This is a genomic window from Streptomyces sp. NPDC046335 (genome assembly GCF_055587985.1).
The window spans coordinates 135,391-157,008 of the sequence record NZ_JBVJFF010000019.1; the positions used below are offsets into that span (position 1 = coordinate 135,391).

14 protein-coding genes are annotated in these 21,618 nt (G+C 73.1%); 6 read left to right on the top strand and 8 right to left on the bottom strand.

Annotated elements, in window-relative coordinates; genetic code table 11:
• Window positions 1–3: 3 nt before the first annotated feature.
• The 6 genes from ACZ6JY_RS36515 to ACZ6JY_RS36540 all read right to left on the bottom strand — a co-directional run bounded on the left by ACZ6JY_RS36515 (window position 4) and on the right by ACZ6JY_RS36540 (window position 14,217).
• The gene (locus ACZ6JY_RS36515) at window positions 4–1,068 is read right to left on the bottom strand and encodes an AfsA-related hotdog domain-containing protein (protein WP_469203155.1); all 1,065 of its coding nucleotides are present in this window, start codon (window positions 1,066–1,068) and stop codon (window positions 4–6) included.
• Window positions 1,065–2,480: an NAD(P)/FAD-dependent oxidoreductase gene (locus ACZ6JY_RS36520; RefSeq protein WP_469203157.1), complete on the bottom strand. Its 1,416-nt coding sequence runs from the start codon at window positions 2,478–2,480 to the stop codon at window positions 1,065–1,067. The genes ACZ6JY_RS36515 and ACZ6JY_RS36520 overlap by 4 nt, the downstream gene beginning before the upstream one ends.
• Window positions 2,477–3,487: a 3-oxoacyl-ACP synthase III family protein gene (locus ACZ6JY_RS36525; protein WP_469203159.1), complete on the bottom strand. Its 1,011-nt coding sequence runs from the start codon at window positions 3,485–3,487 to the stop codon at window positions 2,477–2,479. Before ACZ6JY_RS36525 ends, ACZ6JY_RS36520 begins: the two co-directional genes overlap by 4 nt.
• Complete coding sequence (locus tag ACZ6JY_RS36530) at window positions 3,469–7,407, bottom strand: type I polyketide synthase (protein WP_469203161.1); 3,939 nt, start codon at window positions 7,405–7,407, stop codon at window positions 3,469–3,471. Before ACZ6JY_RS36530 ends, ACZ6JY_RS36525 begins: the two co-directional genes overlap by 19 nt.
• A gap of 1 nt (window position 7,408) precedes the next feature.
• The gene (locus tag ACZ6JY_RS36535) at window positions 7,409–13,273 is read right to left on the bottom strand and encodes a type I polyketide synthase (protein ID WP_469203163.1); all 5,865 of its coding nucleotides are present in this window, start codon (window positions 13,271–13,273) and stop codon (window positions 7,409–7,411) included.
• Window positions 13,274–13,368: 95 nt separating this feature from the next.
• Window positions 13,369–14,217, bottom strand: a complete 849-nt coding sequence (locus ACZ6JY_RS36540) for an alpha/beta fold hydrolase (RefSeq protein WP_469203165.1) — start codon at window positions 14,215–14,217, stop codon at window positions 13,369–13,371.
• 371 nt (window positions 14,218–14,588) lie between these two features.
• Here ACZ6JY_RS36540 and ACZ6JY_RS36545 point away from each other — a divergent pair, with 371 nt between their 5' ends.
• The 5 genes from ACZ6JY_RS36545 to ACZ6JY_RS36565 are packed head-to-tail and all read left to right on the top strand — an operon-like array spanning window position 14,589 to window position 19,043.
• Window positions 14,589–14,840 (top strand): acyl carrier protein, encoded by a 252-nt coding sequence (locus ACZ6JY_RS36545; RefSeq protein ID WP_469203167.1) that lies wholly within the window; start codon window positions 14,589–14,591, stop codon window positions 14,838–14,840.
• Window positions 14,837–15,712 (top strand): class I SAM-dependent methyltransferase, encoded by an 876-nt coding sequence (locus ACZ6JY_RS36550; RefSeq protein WP_469203169.1) that lies wholly within the window; start codon window positions 14,837–14,839, stop codon window positions 15,710–15,712. Before ACZ6JY_RS36545 ends, ACZ6JY_RS36550 begins: the two co-directional genes overlap by 4 nt.
• Window positions 15,713–15,723: 11 nt before the next feature.
• Complete coding sequence (locus ACZ6JY_RS36555) at window positions 15,724–17,049, top strand: NAD(P)/FAD-dependent oxidoreductase (RefSeq protein ID WP_469203171.1); 1,326 nt, start codon at window positions 15,724–15,726, stop codon at window positions 17,047–17,049.
• On the top strand, window positions 17,046–18,065 hold the full coding sequence (locus ACZ6JY_RS36560; protein WP_469203174.1) for an SDR family oxidoreductase: 1,020 nt from the start codon (window positions 17,046–17,048) through the stop codon (window positions 18,063–18,065). The genes ACZ6JY_RS36555 and ACZ6JY_RS36560 overlap by 4 nt, the downstream gene beginning before the upstream one ends.
• A gap of 54 nt (window positions 18,066–18,119) precedes the next feature.
• Complete coding sequence (locus ACZ6JY_RS36565; protein WP_469203176.1) at window positions 18,120–19,043, top strand: SDR family NAD(P)-dependent oxidoreductase; 924 nt, start codon at window positions 18,120–18,122, stop codon at window positions 19,041–19,043.
• A 19-nt stretch (window positions 19,044–19,062) separates the two neighbouring features.
• On the opposite strand, the gene ACZ6JY_RS36570 is transcribed toward ACZ6JY_RS36565, so the two are convergent.
• Window positions 19,063–19,716 carry a 4'-phosphopantetheinyl transferase family protein gene (locus tag ACZ6JY_RS36570; RefSeq protein ID WP_469203178.1) on the bottom strand — a complete coding sequence of 218 codons (654 nt, stop codon included), beginning with the start codon at window positions 19,714–19,716 and terminating at the stop codon, window positions 19,063–19,065.
• Window positions 19,717–19,796: 80 nt separating this feature from the next.
• Complete coding sequence (locus tag ACZ6JY_RS36575; protein WP_469203181.1) at window positions 19,797–20,120, bottom strand: helix-turn-helix domain-containing protein; 324 nt, start codon at window positions 20,118–20,120, stop codon at window positions 19,797–19,799.
• Between the two features lie 488 nt (window positions 20,121–20,608).
• On the opposite strand from ACZ6JY_RS36575, the gene ACZ6JY_RS36580 reads away from it, so the two are divergent.
• Window positions 20,609–21,616 (top strand): beta-ketoacyl-ACP synthase 3, encoded by a 1,008-nt coding sequence (locus ACZ6JY_RS36580; protein WP_469203183.1) that lies wholly within the window; start codon window positions 20,609–20,611, stop codon window positions 21,614–21,616.
• The last annotated feature ends 2 nt before the right edge of the window (window positions 21,617–21,618 follow it).

Genomic DNA, 21,618 nt, shown 5'->3' on the forward strand with positions numbered 1-21,618 from the left:
GGATCAGACTCCGTGACCTCGGGTGGCCGGATGGGAGGTGGGATGCGGGCTCGGGCCCGCGGTCGGGTGGGGGAGCAGCTCGACGCGGCCCTCGACGACCGTGCTGCCGAACTGCCGCAGGTCGACGGCGACCGGGACGCGGCCGTCGGGGGTGGGAGTGCCGACCCGCGCCTCGTACACGAGGTCCGCCTCGAATTCGGCGAAGTCCAGGAACGCCGCCTCACAGCCGACCGCGATGGCGTGGGCGTTGTCGACGGCGCCGGTCCGGTGGGCCGCGGCGACGGCCGCCTGACGCAGCCCCTCGACCATGAGGGGCCCCGGCACGTGGTCGTACTCGTGGTCGAAGAACGCGGGGTGCCGCTGATCGGCGGCCAGCAGGTACCGCACGGGACGCTCCTCGGGGCGGGTGGACGCCAGGTCGTCGGAGCCCGGGGCGGCCGAGCCGATCACGACGTTGCGGGCGATCTCCCGGCCGACCAGGGCGGGCTCAAGGCGCCGGGCGGGTGTCGACTCGGCGGTGTCCACGGGCTTGCGGGCCCGCTGGAAGGCGCGGAAGACGTCGTAGTCCTCCTGGGACATGAAGGCGAGGTGCGCGTTGAGCGTCATGGCCCGGCGGCCGCCGATCTCCATGACCCCGTCCAGGACCATGCTCACCACGTCGGAACCCTTGCCCTGCCGCTCGGCGACCCGGTAGTGCACATAGCCCTGGAGCGCGGAGGTCCCGTCGTTGGCGTACGCGGCCGGGTCCTCGACCCGCAGCGTGATCCGCTGGAGGCTGAAGGGCACGCCGACCGGGACTCCGACGTGGCGGTGCAGCAGCACGAAGATGGACTGCCGAGCGGCCTCGGCGGAGGCGAACGGGTCGTGGTGGGAGGGGTGCTGGTCCGCCCAGAGGCTGTGCGCGCGGGGGATCTGGAAGGACAGGTGGAAGTCGTCCTCCGAGCCCTGCACGGAGTCGGCGACGAAGACCTCGCCGATCTGTCTGCGGTGCGCGAGGGAGCGCGGCACGGTCTGCTCGAAGCGGAGCTTGTCGGCGGCGAGTCGTGTGGTCGCGAGTCCTGCGGTCATGTGATCGGCTCCGGTTCGGGCGATTCCTGCTGTACGGGGCGCGGCTGCGGGCCGCTCTGGTAGACGGGCCTGCGCATGGCCTGGCGGCGGCGGATCTCCGTGGCGGCGAGCCGTCCCAACTCGCCCACCGCCATCCGGCGTTGCTCGCGACCGCGCAGCGCGGCCCGGCCGGTGGCGCCGAGCACGCGGCCCGGGGTGAGGACGTCGAGGACGGAGGCGCGGTGGCTCAGCAGGTTCAGGACGCCGTCGACCCGGCCGTCGGCGTGCAGGCCGCGCACCACCCGGGGGACGACGCCCGCGATGGGGCCCGCCACTCCGAGGTCAGCGGCGAGGCCGTAGTACTCGGCGTAGGTGCGGTCCCGCCACCGGCCGAACCCGGCGGTGGCCCGGTCGAGCCCCGCGGCGCCGCGGTTGTCCGCCAGCGCCGCCACGATCGCGGACGCGAGCCGCTCGGCCTGGTGGAAGGCGTCGCCGATGCCGCGCCCGCCCGCCGGGTCCTTGAAGTGCCCGGCGTCGCCGAGCAGCACCCAGCCGGCGCCCGCCGCCTCGCGGAAGTATCCGAAGAAGCGCCGGATGCCGTAGATCCTGCCGACCCTGGTGGCTCCCGCGAGGGCCTTGGCGATGGGCGCGCAGCGCAGCGCGTGGGCGTGCACGGAGCCTTCGAGGTCGGTGCGGAAGGACTCCCGCTCGTGCCGCTGCGGGGAGACGCCCACGATGTACAGGCCGTTGTCGGCGGGGCCGCCGAGCATGTGCCGGTCGCCCCAGCGGTGGAAGACGAAGGTGGGCCGCTCGCCGAGGTCCGCGCCCTCGAAGTAGGTCCAGTAGTAGCTGCGTTCACCGGGTGTCACGTGGTACATGCGGGCCCCCGCGGTCTCGGCGACCTTGGAGGTGCGGCCGTCGGCGCCGACGACGAGGCGGGCCCTGAGGACGGTCTCGACGCCGCCGGACACGGTACGTACGCCCGACACGCGTCCGCCGTCCCGTACGAGTCCGGTGACCCGGGTGCCCAGACGGACGTCGGCGCCGGAGTCGCGGGCCGCGTCCACCAGGACGGGGTCGAGCACCTCCCTGCGGATGCAGGCCGCGCCGCCCACGTCGCCGGGGGCCTGCGGGAAGGCCGCCTCGCAGCGGAACTCCTCCAGCCGCATGTCGACATGGCTCATGGGGTTCACCCCGGCGGCCCGCAGGGCGTCCATCACGCCGAGGCGATTCAGGAAGGCCAGCGAGTCGGCCTGGAGGATGTTCGAGGACAGGGTGGAGCGGATGGCCGTCGCCTGGTCGAGCACGGCGACCCGCACACCCTGGCGGGCAAGCAGCGCGCCGAGCGTGGCACCCGCACAGCGCGCGCCCACGACGACGACGTCGTAGTGGTCGGCGGGCACGTCGCGCACGTGCCTCGCGGACGTGCTCATGCGGCACCGTTCCAGCGCACGGCGGCAGCCGCCGCGAAGTCACCGGCGTGCGCGAACCCGGACATCACGATGAGGTCGCCGTCGCGCAGCTCACCGGCGCGGGCCGCCTGGTCGAGGGTGACGGGCACGGCCGCGCCGTACAGGTTGCCGAACCGGTCGAAGGTGTCGAGGTGCCGCTTGTCGTCCACGCCCAGGGCCTGCCGCCAGTTCTTCAGGAAGATCCGGTTCGGCTGGTTGGTGACCAGGACGTCGATCGCGGACGTGGGCTCGCCGAGTTCGGCGCAGAGCTCCTCGACGAGTTCGGGGACGAGTGCGTTGCCGCGCCCCAGGATCTCCGTCTGTTTCGAGGCGTCGAACCAGATGTCGGTCTGGCCGGTGCCGGGTTCCCAGTACTTGCGCCCGTCCGGTGCCGCGAGGCCGAGGTCCACGGAGTACTCGGGGGTGCTGCGCTTGTGCACCCCGAGCACCGGTGAACCGCCGCCCGCCTCCAGATAGGCCACCCCGCAGCCGTCGCCCGGCACCGCCGCGTGCGAGTGCTTGCGCACCTCGGACTGGGCGAACATCTGGCCGGCGGTGTTCTGCACGTTGGCGATCAGCGCGGTGCGCGCGGAGCCGTCGGCCATGATCTTCCGGGCCAGCTCCACCATGTACATGAACGAGGCGCAGCCCGCGTTGTGCAGGTCCACGATCCACTCGGGGCCGATGCCGAGGCGGTGCGCGGCCTGGGCCCCGATGCCCATGAACGGCTCGTCGGGGAGCAGGACGTTGGTCAGGAGGACGTCCACGGGCGGCTTCCCGCCGAGCCGGCGGAAGAGCGGCTCGGCGGCCTTCGCGATCATGTCGGAGGCGCGCTCGTCGGGTGCGACGTGATGGCGGGCCGCGGGCACCTTGAACAGCGGCGCGTTGGCGAGGGGGTCCACCGGGGCGTCCGGGTCGTGGAAGAACTCGGGCCCCACGACGTTCTCGGGGAGGTAACTCCCGAAGTCGACTATGCCGACGGGTTGCATGGCAGTTCCTTTCCGAGCCAGTCCTCGACCGTCCGCGCCGTGCCGACGGCGTCGTCGTCGAGGAGCGAGAAGTGGTCGCCGGGGACCGGCGTGACGGTGTCCGCCGCGCGCCACGGGCGCCAGTCGGCGGCGCCCGGCGCGCCGGGGCCGCGTTCGGCGGTGAGCAGCAGCGTCGGGGCGGTCAGCGGGTCGGCGGCCCAGTCGCCGAAGAGGCGCAGATAGCCGCCCATGGTCAGGACGTCCGCCTCATCGGCGTGGGCGTCTCCTTCGGCGTGGTCGAGGATGTGGCCCATCGCCCAGGCGAACACCTCGCGCTGCCGCTCCTGTTCGGGTTCGTAGGTGTCGATCAGGACGACGCCCGCGACCCCGTGCCCCGCGCGTTCCAGGTGCGCCGCGGCGGCGTGGGCCAGGGCGCCGCCGATGGAGTGCCCGATCAGGACCGGTGGGGCGCCGCCCGCGGCCCGCAGGGCGGCGTCGGCGAGGCTCTCGACGGCCGCGCCCCAGGAGCCGGGCAGGAGGGTGGAGGTGCCGGGCCCCGGCAGGGGCAGCGCCGTCATCCGCGGCCTGCGCCGGAATCCCGCCGCGAACCGGGCGAACTGGTGCGGCCCCGATCCCGCGAGGAAGGACGGCAGACAGACCACGGCGGGCTCGGCGGCCCCGTCGGAGACCAGGACGGCCGGCGGCGGCGCGTCGAGCCGCGCGGCCGAGGTGAACGTCGGGAGCCGCTCGGCCGCACGCTGCAACTCCGGAACCACGTCGGCCAGTTCACCCCGTACGTGGGCTTCCCGCAGCAGGGCCGCGAGGGAGCCGGACGGTGTGGGTTCGGGCGGTGACGGGACCGCGGTGACGGCGAGCAGGGGACGCAGGTGGTCGGCGATCGCTCCCGGAGTCGGGTGGTCGACCAGGAGCGTCGCGGGCAGGTCGAGCCCGGTGACCGCGGACAGGCGGCGCTGGAGCCTGACGGCACCGAGCGAGTCGATGCCGAGTTCCAGGAGGGTCCTGTCCACGTCCACCGAGGAGGCGTCGTCGAAGCCGAGGACGGCGGCGGCCTGGGCGCGGACGTGATCCAGCACGTCCCGCTCGGGCTCGGCATCCGGACTCTGCCGCGGCTCGGTAGGCGTGTCGGCCGGTGCCGGGCGCGGATCGCGCACCGACTGCTGTACGTCGATCCAGTGCCGCCGGGTCTGGAACGCGTACGTGGGAAGGCTCACCCCGTGGCCCGCCCCCGGCGCGAACAGCCCCGCCAGGTCACCGCCCGCGCCCCCCGTGTGCAGCTCGGCGAGAGCCGTGACCAGCGCGGCAGGCTCGTCGCCGCGCCCGTCGAGCGAGGCCGCGAGGACCGCTCCGGACCCGTCGCCAAGACACTCCCGCACCATGGCGGTGAGCACTCCGGCGGGGCCGAGCTCCAGGAAGCCGGTCACGCCCGCGTCCCGCAGGGTGTGCGTACCGTCGAGGAAGCGGACCGGGAGTTCCGCGTGGCGCACCCAGTGGTCGGGCGTGGCGAGGGCGGCCGGATCCGCGAGCGCCCCGGTGAGGGTGGAGACGATGGGGATGCTGGGCGTGCGGTAGCTGAGCCCCGCCGCGACGGCCCGCAGCCGCTCCAGAACAGGGCGCATCAAAGGCGAGTGGAAGGCGTGGCTGACCCGCAGGCGGCGGGTGCGGCGGCCCCGCTCGCGCCAGGGGCTTTCCCAGGCGTCGAGGGCGTCGGCCGCGCCGGAGACGACCGTTGAGCGGGGCCCGTTCACGGCGGCCACCGCCAGGTGCGGCAGTCCTTCGAGGCTCTTGGCCACCTCGTCCTCGGACGCCTCGACGGCGACCATCGCGCCGCCCTCCGGCAGCGCGTCCATGAGCGTGCCGCGGGCGGCGACGAGGCGGGCGGCGTCGGCCAGGGAGAACACCCCCGCCACGTGTGCGGCGGACAGCTCGCCGATCGAGTGGCCCATCAGGAAGTCCGGCCGGTAGCCCCAGGATTCGAGCAGCCGGTACAGGGCCACCTCCAGGGCGAACAGGGCGGGCTGCGTATAGCCGGTGCGGTGCAGGAACGCCGCGTCCGGGCTGCCCTCGGCGGCGGACATGACCTGCCGCAGGGGCCGCTCCAGATGCTGGTCGAGTTCGGCGCGGACCTCGTCGAGCGCGTCGGCGAACACGGGGTGCGCGGCGGCGAGTCCATGGCCCGTCCCTGGGCGCTGTGAGCCCTGCCCGGAGAAGAGGAAGGCGGTCTTTCCCGGCCGTGCGGCCACTCCCAGGACGCCGTTGCCCGGCAGCCCGCCCGCGCCGAACTCCCGCAGCCCGGCGAGCAGTTCCTCGGGGGAGCAGCCGATGACGGCCATCCGGTGGTCGAAGCGGGCCCGGGTCCTGAGGAGGGCAGCGCCGATCTCCGCGGGCGGTGTGCCGGGGCGGGCGGTGAGGTGGTCGTGCAGACGGCGGGCCTGGTCGCGCAGGGCCTCGGGGCTCCTGGCGGAGAGCACCCACGGCACCGAGGGAAGCCCGGCGCCGTCCACCGAGGCCCCCGCCGGGGTGTTCCCCGTGGGCTCGGACGGGGCCTCTTCGAGGACGACGTGGGCGTTGCTGCCGCTGATGCCGAAGGAGGAGACCGCCGCGCGCCGCACCCGCTCGCCGCGCGGCCAGGGCGTGGCCTCCGTCAGGAGGGAGACGGCCCCGCCGGACCAGTCGGCCTTCGGCGTCGGCCGGTCGACGTGCAGGGTCGCGGGGAGCACCTCGTGACGCAGCGCCTGCACCATCTTGATCAGTCCGCCGACGCCGGCCGCCGCCTGGCTGTGCCCGAGGTTCGACTTCAGCGAGCCGAGCCTGAGCGGAGGCCGGTCCGCCCGGTCACGCCCGTACACGGCGGAGAGGGCGTCGATCTCGATGGGGTCACCGAGCGTGGTGCCGGTGCCGTGGCCCTCCACGGCGTCGATGTCGGCAGGACGCAGCCGCGCCGCCGCGAGCGCCTGGCCGATGACACGTTGCTGCGAGGCGCCGTTGGGCGCGGTCAGGCCGTTGCTCGCGCCGTCCTGGTTGACGGCCGAACCCCTGACGACCGCCAGGACCCGGTGACCGTTGCGCCGGGCCTCACTCAGCCGTTCGAGCAGGACGACGCCCACACCCTCGGCCCAGCCGGTGCCGTCCGCCGCCTGCGCGTAGGACCGGCACCTGCCGTCCGGGGACAGCGCCCGCTGCCTGCTGAACTCCGTGAACACCCCGGGCGTCGACATCACCGTCACACCACCGGCCAGCGCGAGGGAGCACTCGCCCTGGCGCAGCGCCTGCACCGCGAGGTGGACACCGACCAGGGAGGACGAGCACGCCGTGTCGATCGTCAGGGCGGGGCCCTCGAACCCCATCACGTACGAGACGCGCCCCGACAGGACGCTGCCCGCCGAGCCGATGCCCCAGTACCCCTCCAGGCCGGCGGGGCCCGAGCGGGCGAGCTGTACGTAGTCCTGGCCGGTGGTGCCCACGAACACACCCGTGCGCGAGCCGCGCAGCGTGCCCGGGTCGATGCCCGCGTCCTCCAGCGTCTCCCAGACGGTCTGAAGGAGCAGCCGCTGCTGGGGGTCCATGGCCTGCGCCTCGGTGTGGCCGACGCCGAAGAACCCGGCGTCGAACTCCGCCGCCCCGTCGAGGAACCCGCCCGCCCTCGCGTACGTCGTGCCGGGGTGGTCGGGGTCGTCGTCGAAGAGGTGGTCGAGGTCCCAGCCGCGGTCGCGGGGGAAGTCCCCGACGACGTCGCGCCCGGCGGCCACGGCCTCCCAGAGCCCGTCGGCGGAAGCGATGCCGCCCGGGTAGCGGCAGGCCATGCCGACCACCGCCACGGGTTCGTTCGTACGTTCCTCCGCGCGACGCAACCGCTCGCGGGTGTCCTGGAGTTCGGCGGTGACCCGCTTGAGGTACTGGAGTGTCCTGGCCTCGTCCGGCATGTCAGCGCACCCCCAGGTCGTTGTCGATCAGGTCGAAGAGTTCGTCCGCGGTGGCGTCGTCCAGTCCTTCGCGCTCCGTACGGGGCTCCTTCCGCCCCTCGAACGCGGCGAGGAGCTGCCGCAGCCGTGCCTCCACGACGTCGGCGTCGGCCGCCGCGACCGAGGGCAGCAGGGCCGCCACGCGGTCGAGTTCCGCGTGGAGGACGGGCGCGGTCTCCGGCTGCCCGGGCGGTGCTTCGCGCTCGTCGAGCAGGGTGCGCAGGTGGGCCGCCAGGGCCGGGACGCTGGGGTGACTGAACACCAGGGTCGATGGCAGGGTGAGCCCCGTCGCCCGGCCGAGCTGGTTGCGCAGCCGTACCGCGCCGAGCGAGTCGAGGCCCAGCTCCTTGAAGGGCCGCTCCGCGTCGACCGCCCCGGCGTCCTCGTGGCCGAGAGCGGCGGCGACCTCGGCGATGACCAGCTCGGTGACGAGGGCGTCCCGCCCGGCTTCGGGCGTGGCCGCGAGCCGCGCCGCCAAGAGGCCGCCCGAGGGGCCCGCGGGCCGGGGCGCGGCGGGCACCAGGGCCCGCAGCACCGCCGGCAGGGTGTCGTCGCGGGCCTGGGCGCGCAGGGCGGCCATGTCGAGGCGGGCGGGGAGCAGCAGCGACTCCTCCGTGCCGTGGGCGGCGTCGAAGAGGCCGAGCCCCTCCTCGGTGGTGAGCGGGGCGATGCCCGACCTGCCGAGCCGGGCGACTCCGGCGCCCGCCAGGTGCCGGGTCATGTCGCTCGCTTCGCCCCACAGCCCCCAGGCGAGGGAGACGGCGGGCAGGCCCTCCGCCCGGCGCCACCGGGCGAAGGCGTCCAGGAAACTGTTGGCGGCGGCGTAGTTCGCCTGCCCCGGGCCGCCGATGGTCCCGGCGACGGAGGAGAACATCACGAAGGCGTCGAGCGGCGCGCCCACGGTCGCCTCGTGCAGGTTCAGCACGGCGTCGGCCTTCGGCCGCAGGACCCGGTCGAGCCGCTCGGGGGTGAGCGATTCGACGAGCCCGTCGTCGAGCACGCCCGCGGAGTGGATGACGGCGGTCAGCGGATGGGCGGCGGGTACGGAGGCGACGAGCGCGGCGGTGGCATCGCGGTCGGCGAAGTCGCATGCGGCGACGGTCACGTGGGCGCCGAGGGCGGTCAGCTCGGCGGCCAGCGCGTCGGAGCCCTCGGCGGCGCGGCCACGCCGTCCGGCGAGCAGCAGGTGCCGGGCACCGTGCCGGGCGGCGAGGTGCCGGGCCACCTGGGCGCCGATGCCGCTGGTGCCGCCGGTGACGAGGACGGTGCCCTCGGGGTCAAAGGTGAGCGGGTCCCCGGCGGCCCGGGCGCGGACGACCCGCGGTACGAGCACCCGCCCTTCGCGCACGGCGACCTGCGGCTCCCGCGAAGCAAGGACCTCGCTCAGCGCGGAGACGTCCTCCGGCTCACCCAGGTCGACGAGCACCAACCGCCCCGGATGCTCGGCCTGCGCGGCCCGCACCAGCCCCCAGAGGGCCGCGACGCCGGGCCGGCCGACGTCCCCCTCCCCGGCGGCGACGGCCCCCCGGGTGACGAACACGAGCCGCGCCCCGCTGAGCCGCTCATCGCCCAACCACCCCTGCACAAGAGCGAGCCCCCCGTGCAGAAGCCCCCGAACGTCCCCCGCACCGAGGCCACCCGAGAGCTCGGGCACGTCCACGAGCACGATGTCGGGAGCGGGATGACCGGCGTCGAGAGAGGCGGTGAGGGCGGCGAGACCGGGGTAACGGGCGTGGGCGGCGAGGCAAGGATGAGCGAGGAGACGACCGCCGACGTCCTGGGCGGGGGCCTCGGTGCGCCCCCCGGTCTCCTCGCACATCCCCAGTACCCCCCACCGCTCCTCCGAAGAGGGTGACGGCGGCGGCTCCTCCGGAACTCCGGCCCGCTGCCACTCCAAGCGGAACAGGGACTCCGTCACCGGTCGGGACGACGTCAGTTTCGACGGGGGTACCGGTCGGGCCACCAGCGAGGCGATCGTCACCGTCGGCGCGCCCGTCTCGTCCGTCGCCGACATGCCTACCGCGCCCTCGCCCTGCGGGGTCAGCGTCACCCGCAGGCGCGTGGCCCCCGGGCGGATGACCCGTACGCCGGACCAGGCGAACGGCAGCCATGCCCCGGCGGACTCCGTGTCCGGGCCCGCGAGCTCCGTGAGCTGGACGTGGAACGCCGCGTCGAGCAGCGCCGGGTGCACCCCGAAGCCGGCCGGGTCCGCGGCCGTTTCCACCTCGGCGAGGAGCTTGCCGTCGTGCCGCCAGGCCGCGCGCAGGCCGCGGAAGGCGGGGCCGTACCCGAAGCCGCGGTCGGCGAGGTCGTCGTAGAGGGCGTCGACGGGCAGCGGGGTCGCCCCCGGGGGCGGCCACGGCGTCGCGGCAGCGGGAAGCGCGGCAGGCGGTGGCGTGACGGAGAGGAACCCCGTGGCGTGGCGGGTCCAGGGTGCGTCGGGGGCGCCGGCAGGGCGGGAGTGCACGGCGATGGTGCGCCGCCCCTCCGCGTCCGGCGCGCCCACCGAGGTCTGCACGTCCACCGCGCCCTCGTCCGGGAGGATCAGCGGCTCCTCCAGGGTCAGCTCGTCCACCACCTCGCAGCCGCTCTGCGCCGCCGCCCGCGCCGCCAGGTCCGCGAAGGCGGTGCCGGGCAGCAGGACCGTGCCGTGGACCGCGTGGTCGTCGAGCCAGGCGTGGGCGGCCCGGGAGACCCGCGCGGTGAACAGCCACCCCGCGCCCTCGGCCAGCTCCGTGGCCGCCGCGAGGAACGGATGCCCCGTCGTACGCAGGCCCGCGCCCGCGATGTCACCCGTCGAGGGGCGGGGAGGCGCCCAGAGCCGCTCCGCCCGGAAGGCATAGGTGGGCAGGTCGACGCCGTGGGCGGCGCCCGGGGAGACCAGCGCGTCCCAGGCCACCGGCGCTCCGTGCGCCCACGCGTCGCCGAGCGCCGCGGTGTAGCGGGACAGCTCACCGTCGCGCCGCGCCGAGCCGAAGACGGCGGCCGCGGGACCCGACGCCGACTCCACGGTCTGCTCCAGGGCGAACGTGAGGATGGGGTGCGGGCTCACCTCGATGAAGGTGGTGTGGCCGAGCGCCAGCAGACCGCGTACGACCTCCTCGAACCGGACGGTCCGCCGCAGATTGCGGTACCAGTACCCCGCGTCGAGACCCGCCGTGTCGAACGCGGCACCGGTGACGGTGGAGTGGAAGGGGACCGAGCCGGAGCGGGGCGCCAGGGACGCGAGGGCGTCGGCCAGCGTGCCCTCGACCGACTCGACGTGCGGGGAGTGGGAGGCGTAGTCGACGGGGACCCTGCGGGCCCAGATGTCCTGCGCGGCGCACACGGCGAGCAGCTCGTCGAGCGCGCCGGGATCGCCGGAGACCGTCATGGAGGACGGCCCGTTCACCGCGGCCACGGATATGCGGTCGTCCCACTGCCCGAGCAGGGGGAGCAGCCGGTCGGGGGTGGCGGTGACAGAGGCCATGCCGCCTTCGGCCAGGCCGGCGATGGCCTGGCTGCGGAGCGCCACGACGCGGGCCGCGTCGTCGAGGGACAGGCCGCCGGCGACGTACGCGGCCACGATCTCGCCCTGCGAGTGCCCGACGACGGCGTCCGGCCGGACCCCGTGGTGGCGCCAGAGCGCGGCGAGGGCGGCCATGACGGCGAACAGCGCGGGCTGCACGACGTCCACGCGGTCCAGCGGGGGCGCGCCCGGCGCTCCGCTCAGCACGTCGTCGAGCGACCAGTCGATGTGCGGCGCGAGGGCGTCCGCGCAGGCCCGCAGTTCCTCGGCGAACACCGGGTGCGCGGCGGCGAGTTCACGGCCCATGCCGGCCCACTGCGAGCCCTGTCCGGGAAAGACGAGGACGACCTTGCCGCCGGTGCGCGCGCGGGCGACGGCGGCCCGGTCGGTGGACTCGCCCCGCGCGACGGCGGCCACGGCGTCGAGCAGCTCCGCCCGCGTCGCACCGGTCACGGCGGCCCGGTGCTCGAACGGGGCCCGGGTGAGCGCGAGCGCGGCGGCGACCGCGTCGAGCGGGGCGTCCGGGCGGGCGGTGAGGTGACCGGCCAGCCGCCGCGCCTGATCACGCAGGGCGGCGGGTGACTTCGCGGAGATGACCCACGGGATGGCGGGCGGACCCGGCACCTGTGCGGCAGGCTCCGGAGCGGCGTCCGGCAGCGGCGCCTCCGCCACGAGGACGTGCGCGTTGGTGCCGCCGACCCCGAACGCGGAGACCCCGGCCCTGCGCACCCGGGCCCCGCGCGGCCACGGCACCGTCTCCGTCAGGAGGGCCACCGCTCCGCTGCTCCAGTCGGCCTTGGGGGTCGGCCGGTCGACGTGCAGGGTCCGGGGGAGTTCCCCCTGCCGCAACGCCATGACCATCTTGATGAGGCCGCCGACCCCGGCCGCCGCCTGGCTGTGCCCGATGTTGGACTTCAGCGAGCCGAGGCGCAGCGGCTGTCCGGCCGGGCGGTCCGCGGCGAACACCGCGGTGAGGGCGTCGATCTCGATCGGGTCGCCCAGGGTCGTGCCCGTGCCGTGGCCCTCCACCGCGTCGACGTCGCCGGGGCGGAGCCCGGCCGAGGCCAGCGCCTGCCGGAGAACGCGCTGCTGGGCGGGGCCGTTGGGCGCGGTCAGGCCGTTGCTCGCGCCGTCCTGGTTGACCGCGGAGCCGGGGATCAGCGCGAGGACGCGGTGGCCCTTGCGGCGCGCCTCACCGAGGCGTTCCAGGGCGAGGAGCCCGACCCCCTCGGCCCAGCCGGTGCCGTCGGCCCCGGCCGCGTAGGACCGGCACCTGCCGTCGGGGGAGAGGGCGCGCTGCCTGCTGAACTCCGTGAACACCTTGGGCGTCGCCATCACGGCGGCGCCCCCCGCGAGGGCGAGCGAGCACTCGCCCCGGCGCAGCGCCTGCACCGCGAGGTGCACGCTCACCAGGGACGACGAGCAGGCCGTGTCGACGGTGATGGCGGGGCCCCCGAAGCCGAAGGCGTAGGCGACGCGGCCGGAGAGGACGCTGCCCGCCGAGCCGATGCCCCAGTAGCCCTCCAGGTCGGGCGAGCCCGCGCGCGCCACCTGTTCGTAGTCCTGGCCGCTGCTGCCGATGTAGACGCCGGTGGGTGACTCGCGCAGGGTGCCGGGGTCGATGCCCGCGTCCTCCAGGCACTCCCAGGCGGCCATCAGGAGCAACCGCTGCTGTGGGTCCATGGCCAGGGCCTCGCGCCGGGCGATGCCGAAGAAACCGGCGTCGAAGGAGGCCACCGGGTCGAGGAAGCCACCGGTGCGCGCGTAGCTCGTACCGGCCGTCTCCGGGTCGTCGGAGAAGAGCCCTTCGAGGTCCCAGCCCCGGTCGGCGGGGAAGTCCGAGACCACGTCGCGCCCGGCGGACACCACGTCCCACAGGCCGGCCGGGGAGGTCACGCCGCCGGGGTAGCGGCAGGCCATGCCGACGACCGCGATGGGCTCGTCGTCGGGCGCCGCCTCCTCCGTCCCGGGATGTGCGGTGTCGGCGGGGGGCGTGGCGTCGAAGCCGAGCAGCGTCAGGAGGTGCCGCGCCACCGCCGTCGGCGTGGGGTGGTCGAACAGGAGCGTGAGGGGCAGGTCGAGCCCGGTGGCGGTGCTGAGGCTGCCGGTCAGCGCCACGGCGGCCAGGGAGTTGTATCCGAAGTCCCGGTAGGCGAGGCCGGGTTCGACGTCGCCGGGCTCCGTGCCGAGGAGCTCCGCGGTCTTCTCCCGTACGAGGTCCAGGGCGGCGTCGAAGCGGCCCGCCTCGGGCAGTGCGGCCAGGTGCCGCATCCGGGGATCGGTCCGCGCGGTCGCCTGCTCGTCCATCGGGTCAGCCATGCCGTCCTCCACGTCGTCACCCTGCGCCCCCGCGCCTTTTTCGACCGCCGCTCCCCCCGGGAAGGGGGAGCGGCCACAGAGTCCCGCCGTCCGGACTAGCTCTCGGCCCGGCCCGTCAGCAGGAACGACCGGATGTGTCCGGCCAGTTGTTCCGGCTGGTCCTCGGGGATGAGGGTGTAGCTGTCTTCGATCTCCACCAGCTGGCTCTTGGGCAGCAGCCCGGCCAGCTTCCGCCCGTGCTCGGGCGGCATGACCTTGTCCTCGGCGGCCCACACCACGAGCGCGGGCCGGTCGAAGCTCTTCAACTGCTCGGACCAGTTGAGGAGTTCCTCCTTGGGCGGCACCCCGAGCACGTACTTCCGCAGGTCCCTGCGGATCTCCTTGGAGGTCCACAGGGGCTGGAACCAGGTGTCCATCACGTCGTGCGGGACGGGTCGCTTGCTCATCCAGCCCCACGTCATGGGCAGCCGGCGCATCGGCTTCAGCTTCAGCAGCTTGAAGGCGAAGGTGATGCCGCCGGGGAGCTTGGCCGAGGTGTACAGGTTGGAACCGGGCACGCCCGGCGGGTAGTTGTCGAAGGCCTCGCAGGAGGTGATGACCAGGCGGCCGACGCGGTCGTCCTTGCCCAGTGCCACCAGGGCCTGCGCGCCGCCCCAGTCGTTCATCACCAGCGTGACGTCGCGCAGGTCGAGTTCGTCGAGGAACTCCGCGACGAGCTTCGCGACCCCGGGGATCGACAGGTCCGCGTCGGCCTTCATCGGTGTGCGATGGCCGCCGAGCGGCAACGTCGGTACCACGCAGCGGAACTCACCGCGCAGAGGTGCCACCACGTTCCGCCACAGGGAGCCGTTCATCGCGACGCCGTGCAGCAGAACCACCACAGGCCCGTCACCGCCTGTGTCCTGATACTCCACCGGGCCCGCGGAAAGGTGTACCTCAGACATGTGAGTCTCCTGGGAGCTGGTTCGGATACGGAGGGCCTGGAGTGGCCCGCCCCGCACACGATGTCAACACACGGGGTCGTTCGGCAGCCCGATGGCCGATCGACCGGGGTGAGTCGGGACAAGCAAAACACCTCGGGCCCTTTTTAGCCAGCGACAATTTACCGAAGATGATCATTGCCCTAAAGGGCAATAGTGCGCCGGTCGGGGTGTCTGTACCGTGTGCCACTAACGTGCTGGGACCTTCCCGCAGAGCCGCCCGTGGCGGCTCGTACCGGAGCCCGCGAATCCGCCTCGCGTTTCTGCTGTCAGGACGGGTGTCGGGCTGTCCGGAAACTCAGGTAATTCATCGCAGTTCACCTGAAAGGCAAACCGTGATCACTGCTGAAGAGGTATGCGCCCGCATTGCCAAGAAACTGGGCAGCAAGGCGAACAACCACGAGCTCGACGCCGAAACGTCTTTCGACTCGGTGGGCCTTTCGAGCCTGCAGATAGCCGATATCGTCTACACCATCGAGGACGACCTCGGGATCGAGTTCGACGAGTCGAGGGCCGCCGGCGTCAAGACCGTGGCGGACCTCGTGCGGCTCGCCGCCGAGACCGAGCAGGGCAGCGCCGCCGCGTGACGGCCATCGATTACCGCGGCGCCACCGCGGAATCCATCCGGCATCACTACGACGTGTCGAACGATTTCTTCGCGCTGTGGCTCGACGCCAATCTCACCTACACCTGCGCGCTCTGGGACGACGGCGACGCGGGCGAGAGCCTGGAGACGGCCCAGGAGCGCAAGCTCGACCACCTGATCGAGGGGGCGAGGGCCAAGGGCGCACGCCGGGTCCTCGACGTCGGCTGCGGCTGGGGCAGCCTCCTGGAGCGCCTGGTCACGACGTACGGCGTGGAGCGGGCCGTGGGCCTCACCCTCAGCGACAGCCAGGCCGAGAAGCTCCGGGAGGCTGCTCTGCCCCGCACCGAGGTGCGGGTGGAGAACTGGCTGGACCACGAGCCGGACGAGCCCTACGACGCGATCATCTCCATCGGTGCCTTCGAGCACTTCGCGCGCACCGGTCTGTCCCGCGCCGAACGGATCGCGGCCTACCGGCAGTTCTTCGACCGCTGCCGCGACTGGCTCCCCAGGGGCGGCCGGATCGCGCTACAGACCAACATCAAGGGCAATAACGTCCGGATGGACAAACAGACGGTCCGCGACCTGATGTTCATCATGGACATCATTTTCCCGGAATCGGAGATTCCAGCACTTTCCGAAGTCATCGAATCGAGCGAGAAGCGATTCGATGTCGTCAGCCTCCGCAATGACCCGGATCACTACAGCCGTACCTGCCGCGAATGGCTGAACAGGCTCCGGTCCCATCGCGAGGAAGCCGTGCGGATCGCGGGCGAGGAGAACGTCGCCAACTACGAGCGCTATCTCGGCTCGACGGTCGACCACTTCGCCAATCGCCACCTCGGCCTGTCCAGGATCGTCCTAGAAGCGGTCTGAGGAGCACCGGTGTGAAAACCTACAAGCACGTCGTCTACTGGCACGACACCGAACCCGTCACCCCCGGAGCACCTCTGCGGGAAGACGTCGACTGCGATGTCTGCATCGTCGGGGGCGGCTTCACGGGGCTCTGGACCGCCTACTTCCTCAAAGAGGCGGAGCCGGCCCTCGACATCCGTATCGTCGAGGCGAACCATTCCGGTTACGGGGCGTCAGGGCGCGCCGACGGATTCGTCACCCCCACCATCGGCAAAGACATCCAGGCCCTGGTCAAGGAATTCGGTCAGGCACGTGCCCTCCAGGCATCGCAGGCGGTGGGCAGGTCGATCCTGGAGATCGGCAGGTTCGCCCGCAGGAACCGTGTCGACGCCGAGTACGAGGCCAACGACTACCTCATGGTCGCCACCGACGCAGCGCAGCTCAAGCGGTTGCGCGAGGACCGCGACCTCGCCGAGCGCATGGGGGCCGCACAGCCCAAGATTTTGTCGGGGGCGGACTCGCGGGCGGTCATCGACTCGCCCGCGGTGATCGGCGGCATGCGCACCGGCGGCGCCCTGGTGAACCCCCACAAGCTCGCGCGCGGCATCGCCCGCGTGGTGCGCGACAAGGGCGTGGAGATCTACGACAACACGCCCTGCCTGCGCGTCGAACCGGGCACCCGGCCCACCGTCGTGACCGCCGGCGGCCGCGTCAAGGCCGACAAGGTGGTCCTCGCCACCAACGTCCACATGGACGCCTTCCCGCCGTTCCGCAAGAAGGTCATCCCCGTCTGGACGTACGCCATGGTGAGCGAACCCCTCACCGACGCGCAGCTCGCCCGCGTGAGCTGGGCGGGACGCGAAGGCATGGTCGAGGCCAAGTCCCTGCTGACCTGTGCCCGCTTCACGCACGACAACCGCGTCATGTTCGCCGGCGGCCCAGCCCCGTACTACTACGGCAGGGACAAGCGGCAGCGGAACATGAACCGGCCCGAGGTCTACCGCGAGATCCACCGCGAGTTCCTGCGGTTCTTCCCGCAGTGGGCCGACCTCCGGTTCACGTACGCCTACGGCGGGACGGCCGACGTCGTCCGCGACTACGCGCCGCACTTCGGCAGGCTCGGCGGCGGCAACATCCTGTACGGGTACGGCTACTGCGGCAACGGCATCGCGGCCACCCACACCGGCGGCAAGGTGCTGCGCGACCTGGCGCTCGGCAAGGACACCGACTACTCCCGGCTGCTCTTCGTGGACGACGAGCACCGCAAGCCGCCCGCCGACTTCCCGCCGGAGCCCGCCCTGTACGTCGGCGCGCGCGCCATGACCCGCCTGATGAACTTCAAGGAGTCCCGCGCATGACCGCCCGGCGTACGGTTCTGCTCACCGGGGCCTCCGGCGTCGTGGGCCGCAGCATCCTGCGCGAGCGTGCCGCGCTCGGCGAACGCGGGCCGCGGATCATCGCCGCGTCCCACAGCGCCCCGGTCCCCGAGGCCGAGGAGCCGCCCCTGGCGCTCGACCTGACGGCCGAGCGCCTGGGACTCGACGAGGAGAGCCACTCCGCGCTCGCCGCGGAGGTGGACGTCGTCATCCACTCGGCGGGCCTGACCGAGTGGGGGCTGCCCGCCGGGGCCTACGATCCCGTCAACGTCGAGGGCACCCGGCGCGTCATCGAATTCGCCGAACGGGCCGGAGCGCCGGTGCACTTCATGAGCACCGCGTTCGTGGCCGCCCTCGCGCCCACGGCCCCCGTGGCGCTCGGCGAGGCAAACGTCTGCGGGAACTACATCCGCTCCAAGGCCCTGGCCGAACGGCTGCTGCGCGAGAGCGGCCTGCCGCACACCGTCTTCCGGCCCACCAACCTCATCGGCGACTCCACGACGGGCTGGACGTCCCAGGGCCAGATCGTGCAGCTCATGTCGGACTGGCTCGGCCGGGGCAGAGCGCCGTTCATCCCCGCGCACCCCGGCATCCGCATGGACTTCGTACCGCAGGACCTGCTCTCCAAGGCGGTCTTGAGCGCCATCGGACTCGGCACCGAACAGGGCGAGTTCTGGGTGACGTACGGCGAAGAGGCGATGGACATCGAGACGTGCCTCGGCGTCCTGGTGAAGCACGCGGCCGGGCGCGGGCGGACGCTGGACCTGCCGCCCCTGGTCGACGCCGACACGCTCGACCCGTCGGCCATCGCGGACACGGCGCCGATGACCCGCTCGTACCTCTCCGTCCTGCGCGACGTCAGCGAGGTCACCCGGTGCGGCGGCGGGGTCCTGCCGACCTCCATGCCGGAGCTGCGCGAGCGCTTCGGCGTGCCGCGCGTCGACGACACGGCCGCGTACCTGACGAGCCTGGAGTACGCCGCCGAGCACCTCGGCTGACGCCCCGCCCGCGCGGCGGAGAGCCGCGACGGCACGAACGGAAGGACAACTGGCGTGAACGACGCCTGGAACGCCCCCGATCTGAGCGGCAAGGTGGCCGTGGTCACCGGAGCGAGCCGCGGCGTGGGCCGCGGCATCGCGCTCGCGCTCGGCGAGGCGGGCGCGACCGTGTACGTCACGGGGCGCAGCACCCGCACCGGTGAGCGCACCGAGAACCTGCCCGGCACCGTGGACGACACCGCCGACGAGGTCACCGAGCGCGGCGGCCAGGGGATCGCGGTGCGCTGCGACCACGCCGTGGCGGCGGACAACGAGGCGCTCGCCGAACGGATCAAGGACGAGCGGGGCCACCTCGACCTGCTGGTCAACAACGCCTGGGGCGGGTACGAGCGCTCGGCCGAGGTCCGCTTCGACGCGCCCTTCTGGGACCAGCCGATGTGGCGCTACGACCTGTTCGAGGCGTCCCTGCGCGGCCAGTACGACGTGACGCGCAGGCTGGCGCCCCTGATGATCCCGCGGCAGAGCGGCCTGGTCGTGGGCATCAGCTTCTCCGACGGCGACATCTACCTCGGGCAGGTCGGTTACGACGTGTTCAAGTCGGCCTCCGACCGCATGTGCCGCGGCTTCGCCGCCGACCTGCGCAAGCGCGGGGTCGCCGCGGTCTCCCTGCACCCGGGGTTCGTGCGTACCGAGCGGGTGGCGGCGGCCTGGGAGGCGATGGGCAGCGGCCCGGCGTCGGTGGTGCACTCCCCGGAGTACGTGGGCCGGGCCATCGCCGCGCTGCTCGCCGACCCGGACGTCATGGAGCGCACGGGCAAGGTCCTCAGCACCGGTGACCTGGCGGCCGAGTACGGCTTCGACGACGTGGACGGGCGGCGCCCGCCGGCGTTCCGCCTGGAGGGCCGGATGAGTCTGGCGACGCGCATGCACCGCCTGAACAAGGTGGTCGGCGCGGCTGGCGGTGGGCAGCAGCGGTAGGGGGTGGGCCGGGATGACGTCACGGGAGCAGCAGAGGGGCGACCCGCACGAAGGGGACGGGGCCGTCCGCCGCGCCGTCGCCGCGCACGGCGACGGCGGCCTGGTAGCCGTCGGGCGCCGGCACGTCGATGAGGTGCCAGCCCGCGGGAACCGGCGGCGCCCAGGGGGGCGCCAAATCCCCCGGCAGGCCCACGTGATGGCGGCCCACACCGCCGGGCAGTCCCGTCCCGATGCCCTTGAGGTAGGCCTCCTTGCGCACCCAGCAGCCGAGCGTGGCCCGCTCGCGCCGGGCGGGGGAGAGAGCGGCGATGGCGCGCCGCTCCTCGGTGTGCAGCCGTCGGCGCACACCGCCCAGGCTGTCGCGCATCAGCTCGGCCGACTCGATGTCCGCGCCGACCGGCGAACCGGCGACCGCGATCAGCGCGGCGTCGCCCGCGTGCGACAGGGAGAAGTGCGGCCGGAGGCGGCCGGCGATCGCCGGCCGCCCGTGCGGCTCCTCACAGTCCGGCATCCCGCAGGGTTCGCGCACGAACTCCACGTCCTGCGGGGCCAGCCCCAGATATCCGCCGAGCAGTACGCGCAGGGCGACATGGGAGGCGAGGTAGCGCGTACGCGCCGCGGGATCCTGAAACCCGTCCGCGCGTGCGGCTTCCCCGGTGTCGAGCAGTCCCATGCGGTCAGCGGCGGTCCCGGCGAGACCGGGGATCCACAGGGTCCGGACATGGACCTCGTGGGGACCGGGAGGAGCGTTCATCACCCGCGCTCGGGACTCTCCGCGCCCGAGTGGAGGACATCGGCCCACTGGATGGAGAGGACTGTCGCCTCCATCCTGTTCCGCAGGCCCAACTTCCTCGTGATGCTCGTCAGGTGTGCCTTGACGGTGCGCTCGGCTATCCCGAGCCGACGGGCCAGAGCCCTGTTCCCCTCGCCGTTCGGCAGCACGCTGAGAACCTCGCGCTCCCGCGGTGTCAGATCCGACAGTGCCGAACGCGCCACCTGCGCCACACCTGAGCCGCCCCCTGTGAACCTCGCTCCCCCCGTGATGATCGTGCCAGTCGGATGGTGCTCCCCGTTCATGCGCTCTCCAACTCCTTGAGCAACTCGTACCACCGGAGGAATCGAGTGTCCGCGACTGCCGAAGAATCAATTCCCCCTTGCTGCCGGGACGGACCCGGCTCGCAATAACCGCACTGTACCTTTGAGCCGACTGGATGTCAGCCGTCCATTTGTGGGCCCTGTATCGACTCCTTCATGAAGCGTCAGCAAGGGTGGCCGTGCTTGTGTGACCGGGCAACTCCGGCCTGTGACAAGGGGATTGGCACGGGTGGATGTCCCTCTCTGAAATGTGATACCGAAGATCATCAACTGTTGTCGAAATGGGTCGTGCGGCGCTTCTCGGTGCCCTGCCCGAACTTTCTTCTTCGGGGATCGGTAAAACTCCGGTAAGTTTTTCAAAAATGGAGTTGCCGCCTCCGTATATTGCGAAGGCCCGCATTCGGCGCGCAAAGAGCGCCGCATTGGCGGCCGCCGCCGAGCCGGCGCCGCAGACTCGCCGAGGTGACCGTATGTCGTCCCATTCATCCGCGCAGGCCGTCCTCGACGCCGGACGCGGCTCAAGCGCAGCGGCCGGAACCGGCCACGGCTCGCACATCGTGGCCGTCGCCGGCGTACGCCCCGAACGGCTGGTCGGCAACGAGGAACTCGGGGCCTCGCTCGGCGTCTCCGCCGAGTGGATCGAACGGCGCGTCGGCATCCGCGAGCGGCGTTTCGCGGGCCCGGACGAATCACTCACCGGTATGGGCGCCACCGCCGCCGCCAAGGCGCTCTCGGCCGCGGGCCTCGTCCCCGCCGACATCGACCTCGTCGTCCTCGCCACCTGCTCCATGCCCTCACCCATGCCGAACGGCGCCGCGTCCGTCGCCGCGCTGCTCGGCATCCCCACGGTGGCCGCCTTCGACGTCAACGCCGCCTGCGCGGGCTTCTGTTACGGCCTCGGGATCGCCGACGGACTGATCCGCTCCGGCACCAGCCACCGCGCTCTCGTGGTCGGCGCCGAGCGGATGACCGACTGGGTCGACCCGGCGGACGTCGACACCGCCACGGTCTTCGCCGACGGCGCGGGCGCCGCGGTCGTCGTGCGCGGCGACCGGAGGGGCATCCACCCCGTGGTGTGGGGCGGTGACGGCGAGAGGGCGTCCCTGGTCGCCATCCCCGACCGGCACGGCAGTGTGACGATGAGCGGTCAGGCCGTCTACCGCTGGGTCACCACGGAACTCGTACACGTCGCACGGGAGGCCTGCGCCCGCGCGGGCCTGGCGCCCACGGAGCTCAAGGGCTTCGTCACCCACCAGGCGAACCTGCGGATGATCGAGCGCCTGGCGGCGAGCCTCGGCGCGACCGACGCGGCCGTCGCCCGGGACATCGTCGATACGGGCAACACCTCCGCGGCCTCCGTCCCGCTCGCCCTGTCCCGCCTCATCGACCTGGGCGAGATCGGCTCCGGCGACCCCGTACTCCTGATGGGCTTCGGCGCCGGGCTCAGCTACGCGGCGCAGGTGGTGACCGCGCCCTAGGG